General features: G+C 68.3%; 15 protein-coding genes. 3 read left to right on the top strand and 12 right to left on the bottom strand.

From position 1 onward, the window contains the following. Window positions 1-46 precede the first annotated feature (46 nt). On the bottom strand, window positions 47-2,185 hold the full coding sequence (locus tag ACFQZQ_RS09035) for a S9 family peptidase (protein ID WP_386812422.1): 2,139 nt from the start codon (window positions 2,183-2,185) through the stop codon (window positions 47-49). Window positions 2,186-2,359: 174 nt separating this feature from the next. On the opposite strand from ACFQZQ_RS09035, the gene ACFQZQ_RS09030 reads away from it, so the two are divergent. Then, the gene (locus ACFQZQ_RS09030; RefSeq protein ID WP_386812421.1) at window positions 2,360-4,099 is read left to right on the top strand and encodes a peptide MFS transporter; all 1,740 of its coding nucleotides are present in this window, start codon (window positions 2,360-2,362) and stop codon (window positions 4,097-4,099) included. 147 nt (window positions 4,100-4,246) lie between these two features. On the opposite strand, the gene ACFQZQ_RS09025 is transcribed toward ACFQZQ_RS09030, so the two are convergent. The 6 genes from ACFQZQ_RS09025 to ssb all read right to left on the bottom strand — a co-directional run bounded on the left by ACFQZQ_RS09025 (window position 4,247) and on the right by ssb (window position 10,502). After that, complete coding sequence (locus tag ACFQZQ_RS09025; protein ID WP_386812580.1) at window positions 4,247-5,059, bottom strand: alpha/beta hydrolase family protein; 813 nt, start codon at window positions 5,057-5,059, stop codon at window positions 4,247-4,249. 1,396 nt (window positions 5,060-6,455) lie between these two features. Beyond that, window positions 6,456-7,355, bottom strand: coding sequence for a dTDP-4-dehydrorhamnose reductase (gene rfbD / locus ACFQZQ_RS09020; protein ID WP_386812420.1), 900 nt, complete (start codon window positions 7,353-7,355; stop codon window positions 6,456-6,458). A gap of 11 nt (window positions 7,356-7,366) precedes the next feature. Beyond that, a complete protein-coding gene (gene rfbC / locus ACFQZQ_RS09015) occupies window positions 7,367-7,924 on the bottom strand; it encodes a dTDP-4-dehydrorhamnose 3,5-epimerase (protein WP_386812419.1) in 558 nt (185 codons plus the stop codon). Continuing rightward, the gene (gene rfbA, locus ACFQZQ_RS09010) at window positions 7,921-8,805 is read right to left on the bottom strand and encodes a glucose-1-phosphate thymidylyltransferase RfbA (RefSeq protein ID WP_386812418.1); all 885 of its coding nucleotides are present in this window, start codon (window positions 8,803-8,805) and stop codon (window positions 7,921-7,923) included. Before rfbA ends, rfbC begins: the two co-directional genes overlap by 4 nt. 85 nt (window positions 8,806-8,890) lie before the next feature. After that, a complete protein-coding gene (rfbB, locus tag ACFQZQ_RS09005) occupies window positions 8,891-9,946 on the bottom strand; it encodes a dTDP-glucose 4,6-dehydratase (protein ID WP_386812417.1) in 1,056 nt (351 codons plus the stop codon). A gap of 52 nt (window positions 9,947-9,998) precedes the next feature. Then, window positions 9,999-10,502, bottom strand: a complete 504-nt coding sequence (ssb, locus tag ACFQZQ_RS09000) for a single-stranded DNA-binding protein (protein WP_386812416.1) — start codon at window positions 10,500-10,502, stop codon at window positions 9,999-10,001. A 312-nt stretch (window positions 10,503-10,814) separates the two neighbouring features. Here ssb and ACFQZQ_RS08995 point away from each other — a divergent pair, with 312 nt between their 5' ends. Beyond that, the gene (locus ACFQZQ_RS08995) at window positions 10,815-11,825 is read left to right on the top strand and encodes a polyprenyl synthetase family protein (protein ID WP_386812415.1); all 1,011 of its coding nucleotides are present in this window, start codon (window positions 10,815-10,817) and stop codon (window positions 11,823-11,825) included. Between the two features lie 72 nt (window positions 11,826-11,897). Here the strand turns inward: ACFQZQ_RS08995 and ACFQZQ_RS08990 are convergent, their stop codons facing one another. The 4 genes from ACFQZQ_RS08990 to ACFQZQ_RS08975 form a co-directional block, all read right to left on the bottom strand. Next, window positions 11,898-12,689 (bottom strand): dienelactone hydrolase family protein, encoded by a 792-nt coding sequence (locus ACFQZQ_RS08990; RefSeq protein WP_386812414.1) that lies wholly within the window; start codon window positions 12,687-12,689, stop codon window positions 11,898-11,900. A gap of 134 nt (window positions 12,690-12,823) precedes the next feature. After that, window positions 12,824-14,212: a UDP-N-acetylmuramoyl-L-alanine--D-glutamate ligase gene (gene murD / locus ACFQZQ_RS08985; protein WP_386812413.1), complete on the bottom strand. Its 1,389-nt coding sequence runs from the start codon at window positions 14,210-14,212 to the stop codon at window positions 12,824-12,826. After that, on the bottom strand, window positions 14,193-15,554 hold the full coding sequence (gene murL, locus ACFQZQ_RS08980; protein WP_386812412.1) for a UDP-N-acetyl-alpha-D-muramoyl-L-alanyl-L-glutamate epimerase: 1,362 nt from the start codon (window positions 15,552-15,554) through the stop codon (window positions 14,193-14,195). The genes murD and murL overlap by 20 nt, the downstream gene beginning before the upstream one ends. A 75-nt stretch (window positions 15,555-15,629) precedes the next feature. Continuing rightward, entirely contained in the window at window positions 15,630-18,227 is a 2,598-nt protein-coding gene (locus tag ACFQZQ_RS08975) for a bifunctional aspartate kinase/diaminopimelate decarboxylase (RefSeq protein WP_386812411.1), read from the bottom strand. Between the two features lie 107 nt (window positions 18,228-18,334). Here ACFQZQ_RS08975 and ACFQZQ_RS08970 point away from each other — a divergent pair, with 107 nt between their 5' ends. Continuing rightward, window positions 18,335-19,216 carry a PhzF family phenazine biosynthesis protein gene (locus ACFQZQ_RS08970; RefSeq protein WP_386812410.1) on the top strand — a complete coding sequence of 294 codons (882 nt, stop codon included), beginning with the start codon at window positions 18,335-18,337 and terminating at the stop codon, window positions 19,214-19,216. A 71-nt stretch (window positions 19,217-19,287) separates the two neighbouring features. Here ACFQZQ_RS08970 and ACFQZQ_RS08965 read toward each other — a convergent pair whose 3' ends face one another. Next, entirely contained in the window at window positions 19,288-20,037 is a 750-nt protein-coding gene (locus tag ACFQZQ_RS08965) for a glycine zipper 2TM domain-containing protein (RefSeq protein ID WP_386812409.1), read from the bottom strand. Window positions 20,038-20,093 lie beyond the last annotated feature (56 nt).

The following is a 20,093-nucleotide window of genomic DNA, read 5'->3' as shown; positions in this document are numbered from 1 at the left end:
CAACCGGCCGCGACGACACCCCGCCGTCGCGGCCCCAATCCCCGAATTACTGGCCCAGGTGCTTCTCGAGCCAGCCGTTGACCGTGTCGTGCCACTGCACCGAATTCTGCGGCTTCAGCACCCAGTGGTTCTCGTCCGGGAAGTACAGGAACTTGGATTCGATGCCACGGCGCTGCAGCGCGGTGAAGGTGGCGATGCCCTGCTCGGCCGGGATCCGGAAGTCCTGCTGGCCCTGCACCACCAGCATCGGCACGCGCCACTCCTTGACGTGGTTGACCGGGTTGAACTTCTCGTAGTTTTTCGGGACGTCGTACGGGGTGCCGCCCTGCTCCCACTCGGTGAACCACAGCTCCTCGGTGGCGTAGCCCATCGCGCGCTGGTCGAACACGCCGTCGTGGTTGACCAGGCACTTCCACGCGCCCGATTGCGGGGTGTGCCAGTTGCCGGCGATCCAGTTGACCATGAAGCCGCCGTACGACGCGCCCAGCGCGCAGGCGTTGCCGCCGTCCAGGAACGGGTACTGCTTCTGCGCCGCGGCCCAGCCCTTCTGCAGGTCCTCCAGCGGGCGGTCACCCCAGTGCTGGCTGATCGCGTCGGTAAACGCCTGGCCGTAGCCGGTGGAACCGTGGAAGTCGATCATCACCACCGCGTAGCCCTGGCCGGCATAGGTCTGCGGGTTCCAGCGGTAGCTCCAGCCGTCACCGAAGCTGCCCTGTGGGCCGCCGTGAATCAGGAACGCGACCGGGTACTTGCGGCCTTCCTGGTAGTTCCACGGCTTGACCACGTAGCCGTGCACGGTATCGCCGCTCCATCCCTTGAACTGGAACTGCTCGTAGTCGCCGAACTTGACCTGCGGCAGCAGCTCGGAGGCGCTTGGGGTGATCGCGCGCAGCGGCGCGCCGTGAATGCCGCCGGTGAACAGCTGGTCGCCACTCTTGAGCGAATTGCGCGCGAACGCGAGCGTCTGCCCGGCCGGATCGGAACCGGCAATATCGAACGCGGACACGCTGCCGTCCCCGATCACCTTGGTGACGCCGCCGCTGGCGACGTGCACCGCGAACAGCGGGTGCTGGCCGAGGTCCTGGGCGGTGATGTACAGCGTCTGGCCGTCGGCGGACAGCACGATGTTGTCGGCCGAGCGGTCCCAGCCGGGGGCGATCTCGCGGCGCTGGCCGGTCGCCAGGTCCATCGCGATCAGGGCGAAGCGGTCGGCCTCGAAGCCGGGGCGCTTCATCGCGCGGTAGTACAGCGTCTTGCCGTCCTTGCCGAACACCGCGCCGGTGTCCCAGGCGGGGTTGTCCGAGGTCAGGTTCCTGGCCGCGCCGGTGCCGTCGGCACTGACCTGGTAGAGGTCGAAGTTGGTCGACCACGGCTCGGCGCGGTCGGCCTTGCGCGCACTGAGCACCAGGGAATTGCCATCGGGCGCCCAGGTGTACTCGCTGGCATCGCCGAACGGCCGGGAGGGCACGTCGCCGGCGACGTCGGTGGCGATCGCGGTCGCCTGGCTCACCTGCTTGCCCGCGGTCGGCAGCGTGGCCACGAACAGGCGGTTGAGGCGGCCGTCGTTCCACGCGTCCCAGTGCCGGATGAACATGCGGTCGAAGACCTTGCCGCTGGCTTTCTTCGCGGCGGCGGCATCGACCTGCTTCTTGCTGCAGGCCAGGTCGCTGCCGCAGTCGGCGAACGCCTCGGCGTTGAACGCGACCCGCTTGCCGTCGGGCGACAACTGGTAATCGCCGACGTCTACCGCGAACGCGGTCAGCTGCCGCGGCACGCCGCCGGCGCTCGCGATCGCGTACAGCTGCGAGCTGCCGCCCTTGCTGCTGAGGAAGTACACCGTCTTGCCGTCGGGCGAGAAGCGCGGGGTGTTGACGTTCCAGCCGGCCGGGGTCAGGCGCACCGGCGGCGCGGCGTCGCGTGCGCGCAGGTCCTCGATCCACAGCGAGGTCGCCGACTTGTTGCCGTCGAAGTCGACCACGCGCTTGGCGAACACCAGCTTGCGGCCGTCGGGCGAAAGGGTCGGCGAGGACACGCGGTCGAGCGTGGCCAGGTCGCGCGCCTGCAGGCCGCGCGGCGCGTCCGCTGAAGGCTTGGCGGCAGCGGGCGGGGCGGACTGCGCGGTGGCGCTGAAGGCCGGCAACGCGGTGGCGATCAGCAGCGGCAGGACGGCGTGACGCAGGTTCATCGATGGCTCCGGGGCGAAGGCGCGAAACGGCGATGGTAGGCCGCGCGGGGCGGCCGCGGCAAAAACGCGGTGGATCTGGTCACGTTGCCGCCACATCAAGCAGCAAATCCAGCGAGGTCGGGGCCGCCGCTATACTCGGGCGCTTGCGTGTCCGCCCGCCTTCCGGAGCCTGCTGTGCCTGCATCCGCATCCACCGCCGTACCCACTGCCGTCGACACCGGCGAGTTCCTTGGCCATCCCAAGGGCCTGTTCGTGTGCTTCTTCACCGAGATGTGGGAGCGCTTCTCGTTCTACGGGATGAAGGCGCTGCTGCTGCTGTACATCCTCAAGTACCACCTGTTCGGCGACGACGCCGGCTACGACCTGCTCGGCGCCTATGGCGGCCTGGTGTACGCGGTGCCGGTGATCGGCGGTCTGCTCGCCGACCGCTACCTGGGCATGCGCAAGGCGGTGGTGCTGGGCGGCGTGCTGCTGGTGCTCGGCCACCTGGGCATGGCCTACGAGGGCGAGGCGGCGCGCCTGGTCAACGGCGTGGCGGTGCGCGACGAGGGCGCGCTGCAGGTGTTCTATCTGTCGCTGGCGCTGATCATCATGGGCGTGGGCTTCCTGAAGCCGAACATCTCGACGATCGTCGGCCGGCTGTATCCGGAGAACGACCCGCGCCGCGATTCGGGCTTCACGTTGTTCTATGCCGGCATCAACGTCGGCGCGCTGTTCGCGTCGCTGATCTGTGCGTTCCTGGGCGAGACCTACGGCTGGAAATATGGTTTTGGCGCGGCCGGTATCGGGATGGTCGCCGGCCTGGTGATGTTCCTGTGGGGCCAGAAGTACCTGCACGGCCACGCCGAGCCCAACGATCCGGCGCACCTGCGCGAACGCGTCGCTGGCCTGTCGCGCGAATGGTGGATCTACCTGGGCAGCTTCGGCGGCGTGGCGGTGGTGTGGCAGCTGATCCAGCGCACCTGGACCGTGCACGGCGCGATGCACCTGATCGCCGCGGCGCTGGCGGCGTGGTTCGTGTGGTTCCTGGTCAAGAAGTGCAGCACCGTCGAGCGCCAGCAGATGATCGCGCTGGTGCTGCTGATCCTCGGCGTGCTGATCTTCTTCACCCTGTACGAACAGACCTATGGCTCGTGGGTGACCTTCACCGACCGGCTGCTGACCAAGGACCTGTTCGGCGCGACCGCGCCCGGTGGTTACACCCCGGCGCTGCCGTGGGCGGTGTTCTCGCTGGCCGCCAGCCCGCCGCTGATGATCGCGGCGCTGATGGCCAGCGACCGTGGCCGCACCGGGATCGCCAAGACGCTGGTCATGCTGATGGCCGCCGGCCTGGCGGTGGCGATCGTGCACGACGTGGTGCTGGTGCCGCAGACCGCGGGCTCGCTGACGTTCCTGGGCGCGTTCTTCATCGTCGTGCTGGCGCCGATCTTCACCTGGCTGTGGCCGTGGCTGGATCGTCGCGGCCTCAACCCGAGCAAGCCGGCGAAGATGGCGATCGGGCTGGTGTTCGCCGGGCTGTCGTTCATCCCGCTGATGCTCGCTGCGCAGGTCGCCGGCGGGGGCGCGATGGCCAGCGTCTGGTGGCTGGTGCTGGCCTACTTCGTGCTGGAGATCGGCGAGATGTGCCTGTCGCCGATCGGCCTGTCGGCGGTGACCCAGCTGTCGGTCGCGCGCGTGGTCGGCTTGATGATGGGCGCGTTCTGGCTCGGCACCGCGTACTCGGAGGTGCTGGCCGCGCAGTTCGGCAAGCTCGCCTCGATCGACATCCCCGAGGGCGGCGCGATCGACATGGCCGCGGCCGCGGCGAAGTACGGTGAACTATTCCAGCTGATGCTGTGGGTGGGCGTGGGTTCGGGCCTGCTGTACTTCGTGCTGACGCCACTGATCCGGCGCTGGATGCATGGGGTGAAGTGACGCGCTTGCGACATGCGTTGAAGCGCATGTCGGGCGGCGCTGAACGCCATCGCGCTGTGCGCGATGGCCGGGGCACGCAAGATCCGACGACTGGGCAAAAAAGAACGGCGCCATCTGGCGCCGTTTTTCTTTTCTGCAGCATCGAGACTACTTCGCCGCGTTGCTGCCGCCCGTGCTGGTCGTCGCCGTCGCCCCACCCAGGCTGCGCGACAGGAACGCCAGCAACCGGGTGTAGTACTCCTGCTGGTGCGCGTCGAGGTAGAAACCGTGGCCTTCGGTGTCGTAGTACAAGGTCTCGACCGGCACCCCAGCCTTGCGCAGGGCCTGCTCCATCATCTTGCTGTGCTCGATCGGCGCGCGCTGGTCCTCGCCACCGGCGGCCAGGAACACCGGCACCTTGATCCGCTCGGCAATACGGTTGGGCGAAGTCGCCGCCAAACCCTCGCGTTCGCCGATCCACTCCTTGATGTAGGTCTCACCCGAACCGCGCTGCTGGATGTCGCCCTGGGTGTGCATGGTTGGCAGGTCGTACACGCCGACGTAACCGACCGCGCACTGATACAACCCCGGTTCCTTGGCCACCCCCATCAGCGAGGCATAGCCGCCATAGCTAGCGCCGTAGATGCAGACGCGCTTCGGGTCGGCGATGCCCTGCTGGATTGCCCAGCGCGTGGCGTCGGTGAGGTCGTCCTGCATCTTCAGGCCCCACTGGCGGCCGCCCGCATGGATGTAGTCAGCGCCGTAGCCCGCCGAGCCCCGGAAGTTGAGCTGCAGCACTGCATAACCGGCCTGCGCCAGCATCTGGACATCGCCGTCGAAACCCCACACGTCCTGGACACCGAATGGCCCGCCGTGCGGCATGACGATCGTCGGCAGGTTCTTGCCTGAGCTCCCGCGCGGAAACGTGACATAGCCGTGCAAGGTGAGGTCGTCGCGCGCTTGCAGCTTGATCGGCTGCATTCCCGCCATCTGCTCGGGGTCGAACCATTCGCGTCGGCTGACAAGATGATCGGCCTTCTTGGCCAGCGTATCGAAGACATAGAAATCCCCCGGGTTACGGTCACTCGCCACTTGCACCAAAGCCAGGCGCCCGTCGAGCGTCTGCGACGTGATGCGCACTGGCCCGGCGAACGCCGCCTCCAGGCTGCGGTAGAGGCGCGCCTCCGGCGACTTCATATCGAAGAAGGCCGTGCGCGGCTTGCCGTCGATGAAGAACGCACCCACCGGGATGGACGTGCCGTTGCGATAGATGATGCTGGCCGGATCAGTGTCGTCGTCGCGCATCAGCTCCTTTCGGGTCTCGCTGGCGATGTCGAAGGCGACGATCGCATTCGGCCCTTGGAGTTGTTCCACTTCGAGGTAGGCAGTCTGGTCATCAGCCGAAAAACCCACCGGCCATTCCTTGCGCTTGTTGGCCGACTCGTCGCTGATCAACTGCCACTCAGCGCCATCGCCCTTGCGATAGAAAAGCTTGGTGATGCCATCCACTCCAAAACCCTGCGCAAAGCGCACCACGCCGCGGTTGTCGGTGGTGAATTCGGCATTGCGAATGGGCGCCCGCGCCACTTGGTGGCGCCGGCCGCTGTTGACGTCCATTCGATCGACGCGCGTGTAGGGATCGCCCGAGAAAGGACTTACCGAAATCAGCACGTTGTCGTGGTCGGCCGGTAGCGTGTCGACCATGAAGGCAGCGACGCGCTCGACCTTCTTGGGCTGGATCTTGGTCCCGAGCCCTGCGCCCTGAAGCCGCTGTCCCACAAGAATCTCGCTACCACCTTCCGCATTGACCCCATACAGTTCGCCGGTAAGGCCTGGTTGATCGAGCGCACCGAACTTCTCCGCAAGACTGACCACCACGCGGCCCGGATTGACCCACCAGAAGTTGTTGACATGGCTGTTCTTGCCGCCACCCACGTTGGCGGTGACCTTGTTGTCGCTGCGGCGGATGACGACCAGCTGCGTCCGGTCCTCAAGCGGCACTGACGCCGCGTAGTAGTCGCCATTGGGCGACAACTTGATGTCGTTGAAGCGGTCTTTCTTCACGTAGGCCTGCACGTCGACTGCGGCCACAGTGGGCGCGTTCAACAGGCCCAAGGCCATCAACACGGCACATCCCAGATGTTTCATCGCAAACTCCCCTTTGCGTTGTGGTGCGTCCAAAGAATGACGGCCACGCGAGGATGGCCGCCGTGTACTGCATTCAAGAACTGCTTGAAGCGCGCGCCCCACTAAGCGCAGGCTGTAGTGGACCGGAAAGATCCACGCCAGATGGCGTTTTCGCAGCGCATGCTCCGGCATTTCCCCGCACCCAGCCTAGCGCAACCGGCCGTGGTCACGCAGCTGCTGGCGTCGCAGATTAGCCCCGGGTCGGATGGTCCAACGTGGTCGCCAACGCCTCGCGCCAGGCAGGCAACTCCAGCCCGTAATCGCGCCGTAGGGCGCAGGTGTCGAGCACCGAGTACCCCGGGCGCTGCGCACGGGTCGGGAAGTCGGCCGTCGTGATCGGCAACACGCGCGGCTTGCGGGCGATCAGGCCATGCACCAGTGCCTCGTCCATGATCGCCTCGGCAAACCCGTGCCAGCTCGTCTCGCCGTTGGCGACGAGGTGGCGCACGCCCGGCTGCACGATGCCTTGGCGCAGGACCGCGGCACTGGCATCGGCGATCAGCCACGCCGGGGTCGGCGAGCCGCGCTGGTCCGCGACCACGCGCAACTCATCGCGGTCCTGGGCCAGGCGCAGCATCGTGCGCAGGAAGTTGTTGCCGTGGGTCGAGTAGACCCAGGCCGTGCGCAGAATGAGATGCTGCGCACCGGACGCAGCGATCGCGCGTTCGCCGGCGAGCTTGCTGGCGCCGTAGACGCCGAGCGGCGCAGTCGGATCGTCCTCGCGGTACGGCCGGCTGCCGCTGCCATCGAACACGTAGTCGGTCGAATAGTGCAGCAACGCCGCGCCGTGCTTCGCGCAGGCCTGCGCGATCGCCTCCGGGGCCTGCGTATTGATGCGGAACGCGAGCTCGGGCTCGTCCTCGGCGCGATCGACCGCAGTGTGCGCGGTGGCGTTGACCACCACGTCCGGCGCGATGCGCTCGATCAGCGGGGCGATGGCGTCTAGCTCGCCCAGATCGAGCGCCTCACACGCCCCGCCATTGGCCAGTTCGCCGGTGCGGGTCGTGCTGACGACGGTGCCAAGCGGCGCCAGGCTGCGCCGCAGTTCCTCACCGACCTGGCCGTTGCCGCCTAGCAGCAGGATCTTCATGGCAGGCGCCGTCACGGTGTGTAGAGCGGCAGGCGGTCCTCGGCGATGTCGGCGAGCAACGGCGCGCGCGCGTCCTTGTCCGACAGCGACGGTGCACCCACCGGCCAGTCGATCGCCAGCCGCGGGTCGTCCCAGCGGATGTTGGCGTCGGCCTGGGCGTCGTAGGTCGCGGTGCACAGGTAGGTGAACACGGCGCGCTCGCTCAGCGTCACGAAGCCGTGCGCGAAGCCTTCCGGAATCCAGAAATGGCGCTTGTTCTCGGCGCTCAGCAGCACCGCGGTCCAGCGCCCGAAATGCGGTGAGCCGCGGCGGATATCGACCGCGACATCCCAGACCTCGCCCTCAACCACCGAGACGTACTTGCCCTGCGGCTTGGGCCACTGGTAGTGCAGGCCGCGCAGCACGCCGCGGCTCGACGAGGACACGTTGCCCTGCACGAACGCCGGTTGCAGGCCATGTAACGCGAGCTTGTCGTGGTTGAACGATTCGTAGAAGAAGCCGCGGTCGTCTCCGAACACGCGCGGCTCGAACACCACGCAGCCCGGCAGGTCGGTCTCGATCACTTTCATGCAACGTGCCCGCGGTCGATCAAGGACAGCAGGTACTGGCCATAGCCATTCTTGACGAGCGGCTTGGCCAACGCGCGCAGCTGGTCGTTGTCGATCCAGCCGCTGTCGTGCGCGATCTCTTCCGGGCAGCACACGCGCAGGCCTTGGCGCGCCTCGATGGTCTCGATGTAGTTGGACGCCTCCAGCAACGACTGGTGGGTGCCGGTGTCGAGCCACGCGTAACCGCGACCGAGCCGTTCCAGGTGCAGCGAGCCTTCGTCGAGGTAGCGGCGGTTGAGGTCGGTGATTTCCAGTTCGCCACGCGCCGAGGGCTTCAGCTCGCGTGCGAACTTCGACGCGCGTCCGTCGTAGAAGTACAGACCGGTGACCGCGTAATGCGAGCGCGGTTGGGCCGGCTTTTCCTCCAGACCAACGACCCGGCCTTCGGCGTCGAACTCGGCCACGCCGTAGCGCTCCGGGTCGGCGACCCAGTAACCGAACACGGTCGCGCCGATCTCGCGCTGGTCCGAGCGCTTGAGCATTGCGGTCAGCCCCGGGCCGTGGAAAATGTTGTCGCCGAGCACCAGGCAGCTGGGCTTGCCGTCGACGAATTCCTCGCCGATCAGGTACGCCTGCGCGAGCCCGTCGGGGCTCGGCTGCACCGCGTACTCGATCTTCATGCCCCACTGCGAGCCATCACCGAGCAGCGACTTGAACAGCGCCTGCTCGTGCGGGGTGTTGATGATCAGCACCTCGCGGATCCCCGCCAGCATCAGCACGCTGAGCGGGTAATAGATCATCGGCTTGTCGTACACCGGCAGCAGCTGTTTGCTCACGGTCTGGGTGATCGGATACAGCCGGGTGCCCGAGCCGCCGGCGAGGATGATGCCCTTGCGATTCATACGCGAGTCCCTCGCAAAAACCCGCACATCCCTGTGCGGACATTCCAATGCCGCAACTGGGATCGGGGATGGGTGACTGCGACCGTCATGCGGCGCCTCCGATACGTTCAAGGCGGTAGCTGCCGTCGAGCACGCGTCGCACCCAGGGCTGATTGCCCAGGTACCAGTCGACGGTCTGCGCCATGCCCTGCTCGAAGGTCACGGTCGGCGCCCAACCCAGTTCGCCTTGCAGCTTGGAGGCATCGATCGCGTAGCGACGGTCGTGGCCCGGCCGGTCGGTGACGTAGGTGATCAGCGATTCGCGGGCGCGGCCGTCGGCCAGCGGCCGGCGTTCGTCGAGCAGCTTGCAAATCGTTTTGACCACGACGATGTTCTGGCGCTCGGCGTCGCCGCCGACGTTGTAGGTCTCGCCGATGCGGCCCCCGTCGAGCACCGCGCGGATCGCCGCGCAATGGTCACCGACGAACAGCCAGTCACGCACGTTGAGGCCGTCGCCGTAGACCGGCAGCGGCTCCCCATTCAGCGCCTTGGCGATGATCAGCGGGATGAGCTTCTCCGGGAACTGGTACGGCCCGTAGTTGTTCGAGCAGTTGGTGGTCAGGACCGGCAGGCCATAGGTGTGGTGGAACGCGCGCACCAAGTGATCGGACGCGGCCTTGGACGCCGAGTACGGCGAGTTCGGCGCGAACGGCGTCTCTTCGGTGAACTTGCCGGTCTCGCCGAGCGTGCCGTAGACCTCGTCGGTCGACACGTGCAGGAAGCGGAACGCATCTCGGCGCATCGCATCCAGCGATTTCCAGTAGTCGCGGGCCTTCTCGAGCAGGCTCAGCGTGCCGACCACGTTGGTCTGCACGAACGCGGCCGGGCCATCGATCGAGCGGTCGACGTGGCTTTCGGCGGCGAAGTTGACCACCGCGTCGGGCTGGTGCTCGCGTAGCAGTGCCTCGACCAATGCCGCATCGCCGATGTCGCCATGCACGAACAGGTGGTTCAGATTGCCTTCCAGCGGGCTCAGGGTGTCGAGGTTGCCGGCGTAGGTCAGGACGTCCAAATTGATGATCCGGACGCCGCGCTGCACCGCATCGAGGACAAAATTACCGCCAATAAAGCCGGCACCGCCGGTCACGAGCCAAGTGGGCACTCAGGAAACTCCAGGTTGGATGCGGAACTCAAGGACTCGTCGACGCGGAGCTTCAGAACGGGATGTCGTCGTCGGCGAAATCGTCGGCGAAGTCGTTGGACTTGGCCGCCGGCGCCTCGCGGCGCGGGGCCGCGCCTTGCGGCGCCGCGGGACGGGCCGGACGCTCGTTGCGGTCGCCACCGCCACGGAACTCACTCCGGGCTCCGCCACCGCCCTCGCCCGGGTTGCCGCCGAGCATCTGCATGTCGTCGGCAACGATGTCGGTGAAGTACTTCTCGACGCCGTCGGCGCCGGTGAACTTGTCGTAGCGGATCGAGCCTTCGATGTAGACCTGGCGGCCCTTCTTCAGGTACTCGCCGGCGATCTCGCCGAGCTTGCCGAACAGCTTGACCCGGTGCCATTCGGTCTTTTCGATCTGCTGGCCGTCCTTGTCCTTGCGCACGCTGGTGGTGGCCAGGCTGAGCGTGGTCACGGCCATGCCGCCCTGGGTGTATTTGGTTTCGGGGTCGTTGCCGAGGTTGCCGACCAGGATGACCTTGTTGATGCCACGTGCCATGGAATGCAGTCCTGAGGTGGTTGCCGGGAGCGGTCGAGCGACATTGGAGTATAACCGCCAGCCCCTGCCCATCGGTTCGCTCCGCGGCGGAGGGTCAGGTTTTTTCCTACGTTGCGGCGCGTGGCGCCGGGCCAGGACGCCGCTGTCGGCCTGCGTCCGGCGGGCGGGATACGCCTGTTTGGGGGAGCAGGCGCGCTGGTCGTGCCGGCGCTCGCCTCGGTCGTTCAAGAGCCAGATCCAGCAATCCGCGCGGGAACCGACCGGACTTGGTGCGCCTCGTATAATCGCGGATCCCACGAACCGAACTGCCCCATGCATTCGAGCGTCCCGACCCGGCCTGCCACCGACCTGGCGAGCATCCAGTCCCTCGCCCGCGACGACATGGCGGCGGTCGACGCGCTGATCCGGCGGCGCCTGGCCTCGGACGTGGTGCTGATCAACCAGGTCGCGGAGTACATCGTCGGCGCCGGCGGCAAGCGCCTGCGGCCGATGCTGCTGCTGCTCGCGGCCGGCGCGCTCGACCGCAGCGGCAAGGGTCTTGATGCCGATGCCCACCAGCTCGCGGCGGTGGTCGAGTTCATCCACACGGCCACCTTGCTGCACGACGACGTGGTCGACGAGTCCGACCTGCGTCGCGGCCGCAAGACCGCCAATGCGGTGTGGGGCAACGCCGCCAGCGTGCTGGTCGGCGACTTCCTGTACTCGCGCAGCTTCCAGCTGATGGTCGAGCTGGAGCGGCCGGAGGTGATGCGGATCCTCGCCGACACCACCAACCAGATCGCCGAAGGCGAGGTGCTGCAGCTGCTGCACGTGCGCAACCCGGACACCGACGAGGCCGCGTACCTGCGCGTGATCGAACGCAAGACCGCGGTGCTGTTCGCCGCCGCGACCCGGCTGGGCGCCCTGCTCGCCGGCGCCGACGCCGCCACCTGCGACGCGCTGCACGAGTACGGCCTCAACCTGGGCTACGCGTTCCAGATCGCCGACGACGTGCTCGACTACGCCTCCGATGCACAGACGATGGGCAAGAACCTCGGTGACGACCTGGCCGAAGGCAAGGCCACGCTGCCGCTGATCCACGCGATCGCACGCGCCGACGCCGCCACCCGCGAGCGCCTGCGCGCGGCCGTCGAGCACGGCGACACCGGCGCGATGCCGGAAGTCCTGGCCGCGATCCACGCCAGCGGCGGCCTGGAGTACAGCCGGGAACGCGCGCGCGGCTACGCGCGCGCCGCCGGGCAGGCCCTCGACGGTCTGAAAGACAACGACTACGTCGCCGCGCTGCATGGCCTGGCGCATTACGCCGTCAGCCGCGATCACTGATGAACGTCAGTTTTGCAGGAGCGGCTTCAGCCGCTCCTGCACCCCGATGGAAGTCCCCCTCGGGGATAAGCATCACTGGCTGGTCGCGAACCGCTCACGGAAGAAGTCGTGCAGCATCTCGAACGCGCGCTTCGCGGCGCGCTCGTTGTAGACGCAATTCGGCGGATCATTAGACTCGGGCTGGCTAAAACAATGCACGGCGCCGCTGAAGTCGACGAACTGCCAATCGGCCTTGGCCGCGTCCATTTCCTTCTCGAACGCGGCGATCTGCGCGTCGCTGACGCTGCTGTCGTCGGCGCCGTTGAGCACCAGGATCGAGGTCCGGACCGTGTTGGCGGCCGCCGGCAGGTAGGTGTCGACATCGCCGTGCAGGCTGACCACACCGGCCACGTCGCTGCCGCTACGGGCTAGCTCGAGCACCGTCGAGCCTCCGAAGCAGAAGCCGAAGGCACCGATCCTGGTGGCGTCCAGCGGGGCCTTGCCCGCCTGCGCCTTCAGCACCTTCACCGCCTCGTTGGCGCGCGCACGCAGGCTGACGCCGCCATCGGCATACGCTTTCTTCGCCTGTGCTCCCGCCTCTTTCGCGTTCTTCGGGTGCACGCCTTTGCCGTAGACGTCGGCGACCAGCACCACGTAGTCGTCGCCGGCGACCTGCTTGGCCTTCTCGACCGCGGAGTTGTTGACGCCCATCCAGTTCGGCACCATCACCAGGCCCGGGCGTTTGCTCGTGCTGGCGTCGTCGAAGACCAGCACACCGCTGAAGCGGTCCTTGCCGACTTTCCATTCGACCGGCCTGGCCTGCATCGCGGCGAACGCCGGCGCGGCGCACAACGCAAGACTCAATGCAGCGATCAGTCGACGCATGGCGGGCTTCTCCGCTCGGAAGACCGGCAGCCTACGAGAGCCGCGTTCCGCGGGCGTGAAAGATGCCGTCACGTCGAGGACCACACGCGTCGCCTCGGCGGACCTGCCGCGCGCGGCGCGGCGCCCGATCGCGGCTAGGCGACACCGAGCCCGGGGATCGCGCTGATGTCCTCCGGGTCGAAGCCCGCGAGCTGCGCGAAATGCCGGCCGCGCGCGACGTAGTCGCGGTAGGCGCCGAAGCTGGGCGCGCCCGGCGACAGCAGCACGACGCCCTCGCCCTGCAACGCGATGCGCGCCTGCGCCAGCGCATCGGCCAGGTCCCGCGCAGCGCCGAGCACGAAGTTCGACGGCTCCGACAGCGCCGCCAGTTGTGCGTGGATGCGCGGCCCGTTCTGGCCCATGGTGATGACCGCGCGCGGCGCCTGCACGCGCATCGCCGCGACGAACGCATCCCAGTCGATGCCGCGGTCGTGGCCGCCGACCAGGATCGCCACCCGCCGCTCGCGGAAGCAATCGAGCGCGGCCAGGCTCGCGTGTGGCGTGGTGCTGATCGAGTCGTTGACGTAGCCGATCCCGTCGCGCGTGCCCAGCAGCTGCAGCCGATGCGGCAACGGCCGGAAACTCGCCGCATGCGGCGCCAGCGCGACCGCGTCCAAGCCGAGCGCCTCGATCGCCGCGAGCACCGCGCACAGGTTGCCGCGGTTGTGGCGCCCGGGCAGCGGCAGCGGCAGCGTGTCCAACACGAACAGCTCGCCGCGGAACAGCGCGTCGCCGCGCAGGTGCCAGCCATCGCTGCGACCGAACCAGTGCACCTCGCTGTCGGGCAGTCGCAGCGCCGCGAGCGTCGGATCAGCGGCGTTGAGCACCGCGATCCGCGGCCTGGCTGCGGTCAGCAGGCGCAGCTTGTCGGCGACGTAACGCGCCTGCGAGCCGTGCCAGTCCAAATGCTCGGGAAACACGTTGAGCGCGACCGCGACTACCGGCCGCACGCCGCTGGCGGCGACATCACCGGTCTGGTAGCTCGACAGTTCGATCGCCCAGAACTCGGGATCCACCGGGGGGTCCAGCAGCTCCAGCAGCGGCAGGCCGATGTTGCCGGCCAGCGCGGTGGCGTGGCCGCGGGCGCGCAGCAGGTGCGCCAGCAACGACGAGGTCGTGCTCTTGCCCTTGGTCCCGGTCACGCAGACCGTGCGTGCGTCGGGATGCTCGGCGAACCACAACGTGGTGCCGCCGATGAACGCGGTGCCCTGCTCCGCCGCCGCGACGGCCTCGACGCGGTACGGACTGATCCCGGGCGACTTCACCACCACCTCGAACGCCGACAGGCGCTCGGCGGTGGCGGCGGTTTCGATCGACAGGTTGGCGTCGCGCAATGCGCCGGCGTCGACGGTTTCCTGTTCGCTGCAGAACAGGGTCAGCGCGAGCGCGGGCAGGCGCGCGCGGATCGCGCGGTACGCCGCGCGTCCCTCGCGCCCCCAGCCCCAGAGCGCGACCCGGCGGCCGTCAAGCTGAGAGATGCGCACGCAGTCTTTCCCACAGCGCAGGCGGGATGCGCTGTTCGTCGTCGAGCACCAGCAGCGGTTCGATGCGCAGGTCGCCGGCATCGAGCTGCGGACGGATCTCACGCGCGAAACGCTCGACCAGCGCGTCCTCGCGCCATTCGGGGCGTTCGGCCAGCGCCGCGAGGGCTGCTCGCGATTCGCGGCCCTCGCCGACGCACTCAAACGGCTTGTGGTCCTGGAACTCGAGCAGCGCGTCGTAACCCGCGGTCTGCGCCGGATCGTCGAGCAGGTTGCGGCCGAGGATGCCGACTAGCCGCGGCTTTGGCATGAACGGCGCGAGTGCGAGGAACACGAAGTGGCACTTCGGGCACACGCCGCACCAGCGGTTGGCCGGGCGTTCGCCGAGGATGTGGAAATTGCGGTTGCAGCTGCTGAAATGCGCGTCGTAGCGGTCGCTCTTCGCGAACTGGCGCGCGACCGCCAGTTCGCTCAGCGGGCGCAGCAGCGAGTAGTAGTGCAGGTCCGCCGCGATCCGGCGTTGCACGTGGTCGCCGAATGCCGACTCGCACGCCCAGCCTTTCGACCACTGGTGGTTCACCTCGCCGGCGCCCTCGATCAGGCTGCCGTAGCTCGCCGAGCGCTCGTTGGAAAACACCACCTGGTCAACATCGTGCAGCAGCGCGGCCAGCACCAGGATCGCCGAGTTCAGGACGGTCACCGGAATGTGGCCGTTCCAGGCGCCTTCGCGGTTGTAGTCGAACAGCTGCGGCGCCAGCGCGCGGCCGACGTTGAGCGTCGGCAGGCCGGTGCGCTCGGCGCAGGCCTTGATCAGCTGCGAGCCGCCGACCCAGGTCACGGTCTGCGCGACGCCGAGCGTGCGCAGCGCCTCGATGCTGACCAGCGAATCCTTGCCGCCGCCGATCGCGACCAGCGCGTGTTCGCGCAGGCCCAGCACCGGTGCGCCGTCGCCGGCATTCGCGCCGTGCGGAAAGCGGATCCTGCCGTGCAGGTTCAGGCCGTTGCGGTAGGCGAACTCGCCCAGGCCGTTCTCGTAGATCAGGGTCAACAATGCCGCCGTGTCCGCGTCGATCGCATACGAATCGATGCGGATCTCGTCGGGCACCGCGGCCTTGTAGTAGCTGACACCGGTGATCAGGTGCAGCAACTGCAGCGCGCGCTCGACCGCGGCCGCCCGTTCGCCATCGAGCGTGAACGGGGCGCCGGGCACGGTGATCGTCTCGACCAGCTCGGGACCGTCGTCGAACGCGTACACCAGCTGTGCCACGCCAGTCGCCGCGTCGAACGTGCAACGCACGAAGCGGAAGGTCTGGATCGCGTCGCGTTGGAATTTCCAGTCAGTCATCTCGGAACCATCGTAGGGCGGGCCCAGGCCCGCCGTTGCATCAATGCGTGAGTAGGAGGCGGGCCAGGGCCCGCCCTACGCGATCACATGCTCGGCCGGCAATGCCCGCAGGTTGTAGGTGTTGGCCATCGCCATGCCGTAGGCGCCGGCGTCGGCGACCAGCAGCACGTCGCCCTCGCTGGTGGCCAGCGGCAGCAGGCGGTCGCGACCGAGCACGTCGCCGGTCTCGCAGATCGGCCCGACCACGTCGAACGCCGCGGCAACCGCATCATCGAGCCGGCTCAGGTTGTGGATGCCGTGGTAGGCCTCGTACATCGCCGGGCGCAGCAGCGCGTTCATGCCGGCGTCGGCGCCGACGCGGCGCACGCCGTCCTTCTCGACTACCTGGGTGACGGTCAGCAGCAACGCCCCGGCCTCGGCGACCAGGTAGCGGCCCGGCTCGATCGCCAGCCCGTAGCGCGGGTACGCGGCCTTGATTTCGTCCAGGCCGGCACGCCAGTTCGCGAGGTCGAAGTCCTGCGCGTCGGGCGTGTACGGCACCGGCAACCCGCCGCCGATGTCGAGCGTCTCGACGGTGCCGACGTTGTCGGCCAGGCCGGCCAGGTGGGCGTAGACCTCGCGCCAGTGGCGCGGGTCGTCGATGCCGCTGCCCAGGTGCGCGTGCAGGCCGCTGATGCGCAGGCCGAGTTTGCGTGCTTCGGCCAGGAACGCGTCGAAGCGCGCGACCGGCAGGCCGAACTTGGCCGCGACGCCGCCGGTGCGGACTTTCTCGTGATGGCCCTCACCGTGGCCGAGGTCGAGCCGCAGCCAGATCGTGCGGCCGCGGAACACCTCGGGCCAGCGCTGCAGCGCCTCGATGTTGTCGAGGGTGACGGTGACACCGCGTGCGAATGCGGCCTCGTACTCGCGACGCGGCGCGAAACTCGGGGTGAACAGCACGCGCTGCGGCGACAGCTGGGGCAGCGTCGCGAACACGTGCTCGAGTTCGCCCTGCGACACGCATTCCAGGCCGAAGCCTTCATCGGCGATCGTGCCCAGGATCGCCGGGTGCGGATTGGCCTTGATCGCGTAGAAGCAGCGGTCGACCGCGGGCGCCGACGCCAGCGACCGCGCACGTTCGCGCACCGTCGCCAGGTCGTAGACGTAGCGCGGGGTGCCGGCCTGCGCGTGCTGCAGCAAGGCCGTGCGCGCGCTGACCCACCACGGCGTGGCGCGTTGCGGCTTGCCGTGCGCGATCTCGCGCCAGCTCGGGCCGAACACGCTGGCGTCGAGCACCGGCATCGCCCCGCCGCGCACCAGTTCAGCGTGCAGCTGCGGCAGCAGGCCGTCGGCGTCGGCCTCGTCGATCACGAAGGTCAGGTTGAGGTCGTTGGACGACTGCGAGATCAGGTGCACGCGCTCCTGCCCGAACGTCGCCCAGATGTCGCTCAGCCGGTGCAGCAGCGAACGCATGCCGCGCCCGACCAACGTAATCGCCGCGCACGGCGCGATCACCTTGACCCGGCACACCTCCGACAGGTCGGCCGACAGCGCCTCCAGCACGTTGGTGGTGACCAGGTTCTCGCTGGGGTCGAGCGAGACGGTGACGTTGGTCTCCGACGAGCCGATCAGGTCGACCGACAGGCCGTGGCGCTTGAAGCGCTCGAAGATGTCGGCCAGGAAGCCGACCTGCTGCCACATGCCGATGCTTTCCATCGACACGAGGACAATCCCGTTGCGGCGGCTGATCGCCTTGACGCCGGGCACGGTCGCGGCGCTCGCGTCGATGCGCGTGCCGGGCAGCTCCGGGCGCTCGGTGTCCAGAATACTCATTGGCACGTTGGCGTCGCGGCACGGCGCGATCGAGCGCGGGTGCAGCACCTTGGCGCCGGTGGTGGCGATCTCCTGCGCCTCGGCGTAGTCCAGCCGCGCGAGCAGGCGCGCGTCGGGCACCTCGCGCGGGTTGGCGCTGAACATGCCGGGCACGTCGGTCCAGATCTCCACCCGCTGCGCCTGCAGCAGCGCCCCGAAGTACGCGGCCGACGTGTCAGAACCACCCCGTCCGAGGATCGCGGTGCCGCCATCGGCGTGGCGGGCGATGAAGCCCTGGGTGATCAGCATGCGCGCGGGTTGCTGCGCGAAGCGCTCGCCGAAGCCGGCATCGGCCTCGCGCCGACAATTGACCGACAGCCGCGACGCCCATGGGCTGGCGTTGGGCAGGGAAACCGCGTCGAGCCAGCCGCGCGCATCGCACCAGCCGAAATCCAGGCCTTGCGACGCGAGGTAAGCCGCGCCGAGCGTCGACGACAGCAACTCGCCCTGCGCCAGCACGTCGGCCTGCCAATCGAGCGTGCGTTCGCTGGCGCGCGCATCGATCACCAGTGCCTGCAGGCCGGCCAGGCGTTCGCCGAGCACGGTGTCTGCATCCAGCTCGAGTTCGGCGCAGAACGCGCGGTGACGTTCGACCAGAGCGGCCACGCGCGCGGCGATATCGTCGCCGGCGCCGGCCGGCGCGCTCGCGATGGCCTGCAACTCGTTGGTGACCCCGGTCAGCGCCGACACCACCACCAGCACCCGCGCGTTCTCGTCGGCCATGCGTTTGGCGGCGATGCGTCCGACGGTGTCCCAACGGTTGCGGCGGGACACCGAAGTGCCGCCGAACTTGAGTACCAGCCAACGATTCGCTTCCGCCACCACACCCGTCCCCAGCCGTAGAATTGCGCGTTCGCCCGGGGCATGGCTCGCCAGCCCGGGTACGAACCGTCGATTCTAGTCGAACAACCCACCTCGGACCCCCGCCGATGACGCTGCGCCGCTACCTGCAACTGGATGTATTCGCCGACCGTCCCGGCGCCGGCAACCCGCTGGCGGTGGTGCTCGATGCCGAAGGCCTGGACGACGACACCATGCAGGCGATCGCGAAGTGGACGCGGCTGCCGGAGACCACCTTCGTGCTGCCGCCGACGCAGGCCGGCGCCAGCTACCACATCCGCATGTTCAGCCCGCGCCGCGAGGTGCCGTTCGCCGGGCATCCGAGCGTCGGCACCGCGCACGTGGTACTCGAGGCCGGGCTGGCCAAGCCCGATGCTTACGGCCTGCTGCACCAAGAAGGCAGCGCCGGGGTGCTGCCGCTGCGCGTGGTCGGCGCAGGCCGCAGCCGCACGATCGCGGTGCGCACGCCGCGCGCGAGGGTGCTGGAAACCGCCACCCCCGACGACCCGCGCCTGCGCCCGGCCTTGCAGGGGCTGAAGCTCGGGGCGTTGCCGCCGGTGCTGATGGACGGCGGCCGGCGCTGGTGGCTGGCCGAACTGGCCGACGAGGCCGCGCTTCGCACCGCCGCGCCCGACTGGGACGCGGTCGCCGCGCTCGCCCAGGCCACCGAGAGCATGGGGCTGTTCGTCTACGCGCGCAGCACCGACCCGGTCTACTACTACGCGGTACGCGCGTTCGTCGGCGCGCCCGCGCGCTTCGAGGACGCCGCATCCGGTGCGGCCAACGCTACGCTCGCCGCCTGGCTGGCCACGCGCGACGCGTTGCCCGGCGGCGATGGCCACTACCGCGTCAGCCAGGGCCGCGAAGTCGGCCACGACGCGATCATCGACCTGCGTGTCGACGAAGCCGGCGAGGTCTGGTCCGGCGGCCGCGTGTGCAACGTCGTGCAGGGCACGATCGACTGGCCGTAGGGCGGGTTTCAACCAAGAAATGAAGAAGGGGCCCGCGGGCCCCTTCGTTGTTTACCGCGCCGGCGCTCCGGTCATTCCGGCCGCACGTCCACACGCACGCGGATGCGGTCGCCCGGGTGGTAGTTGGTGCGGGTGGTGTACTGGCGACCGGCGTACTCGTAGGTCACGTTGTAGGCGTTGACCGAACGGTCGTTGTAGCTGTTGGAGGCGTAGCGGCCGTTGCTCGGCACCGGGTCGCACACGCGCACGGTGCCGCTGCGGTTGCGGTTGCGCTGGGTCTGCTCGTAGATCTGTCGACCGGCGACGCCGCCGACCATGGTGCCGATTGCCGAGGTCGCGTAGCGCGCGCTGCCGCCACCGACCTGGCTGCCGAGCACCGCGCCGACCACGCCACCGATCACCGTGGCCATGGTGCTGCCACCTGCCGTGCCGACGCTGCGGCGGTTGCCGTACTGGTCGTAGTAGCCGTCGTTCCGGCCATAGCCATCGTTGTAGCCGCTGTTGGCGTAACCATTGCCATTGCCGTAGTACGGGTCGTTGCCACCGACGTAGCTGCGATCCTCGTAGCAGTTCTGGCCGTTGCTGACCTGGTTGTAGCCAGAACCGTTGTAGCCCGAGTTGTTGTAGCCCGAGTTGCCATAGCCCGAGCGCGAGTCGAACACCGGGTCGACCCGGATCACGCGCGCATAGTCGTACTGCGAGCTGTTGCTCTGGCCGTAACGATCGGGATAGGGCTGGCCATAGCCATAGGACTGTGCGGACGCCGTGGCGGTCGTCGCCGCAAGGCTCAGGGCAAGGATCGAAACGAACAGGCGCTTCATGTCGGGGCTCCACACGCCGGGATGGCGTAGGCGGATGCTCGGGTCAGCGGAGTCAA

It is taken from the genome of Lysobacter koreensis, assembly GCF_042677045.1.
GTDB classification, from domain to species: domain Bacteria; phylum Pseudomonadota; class Gammaproteobacteria; order Xanthomonadales; family Xanthomonadaceae; genus Lysobacter_K; species Lysobacter_K koreensis.
Note: the sequence above shows the minus strand (reverse complement) of the source record. Positions and strands in the feature narration are given on the sequence as shown.

What these genes read in the sequence shown, in the direction of transcription:
- ACFQZQ_RS09035 (WP_386812422.1), bottom strand. Translation starts at nt 2,185, where the DNA reads ATGAACCTGCGTCACGCCGTCCTGCCGCTGCTGATCGCCACCGCGTTG.
- ACFQZQ_RS09025 (WP_386812580.1), bottom strand. Translation starts at nt 5,059, where the DNA reads ATGCAGCCGATCAAGCTGCAAGCGCGCGACGACCTCACCTTGCACGGC.
- rfbD (WP_386812420.1), bottom strand. Translation starts at nt 7,355, where the DNA reads ATGAAGATCCTGCTGCTAGGCGGCAACGGCCAGGTCGGTGAGGAACTG.
- rfbC (WP_386812419.1), bottom strand. Translation starts at nt 7,924, where the DNA reads ATGAAAGTGATCGAGACCGACCTGCCGGGCTGCGTGGTGTTCGAGCCG.
- rfbA (WP_386812418.1), bottom strand. Translation starts at nt 8,805, where the DNA reads ATGAATCGCAAGGGCATCATCCTCGCCGGCGGCTCGGGCACCCGGCTG.
- ssb (WP_386812416.1), bottom strand. Translation starts at nt 10,502, where the DNA reads ATGGCACGTGGCATCAACAAGGTCATCCTGGTCGGCAACCTCGGCAAC.
- ACFQZQ_RS08995 (WP_386812415.1), top strand. Translation starts at nt 10,815, where the DNA reads ATGCATTCGAGCGTCCCGACCCGGCCTGCCACCGACCTGGCGAGCATC.
- ACFQZQ_RS08990 (WP_386812414.1), bottom strand. Translation starts at nt 12,689, where the DNA reads ATGCGTCGACTGATCGCTGCATTGAGTCTTGCGTTGTGCGCCGCGCCG.
- murL (WP_386812412.1), bottom strand. Translation starts at nt 15,554, where the DNA reads ATGACTGACTGGAAATTCCAACGCGACGCGATCCAGACCTTCCGCTTC.
- ACFQZQ_RS08970 (WP_386812410.1), top strand. Translation starts at nt 18,335, where the DNA reads ATGACGCTGCGCCGCTACCTGCAACTGGATGTATTCGCCGACCGTCCC.
- ACFQZQ_RS08965 (WP_386812409.1), bottom strand. Translation starts at nt 20,037, where the DNA reads ATGAAGCGCCTGTTCGTTTCGATCCTTGCCCTGAGCCTTGCGGCGACG.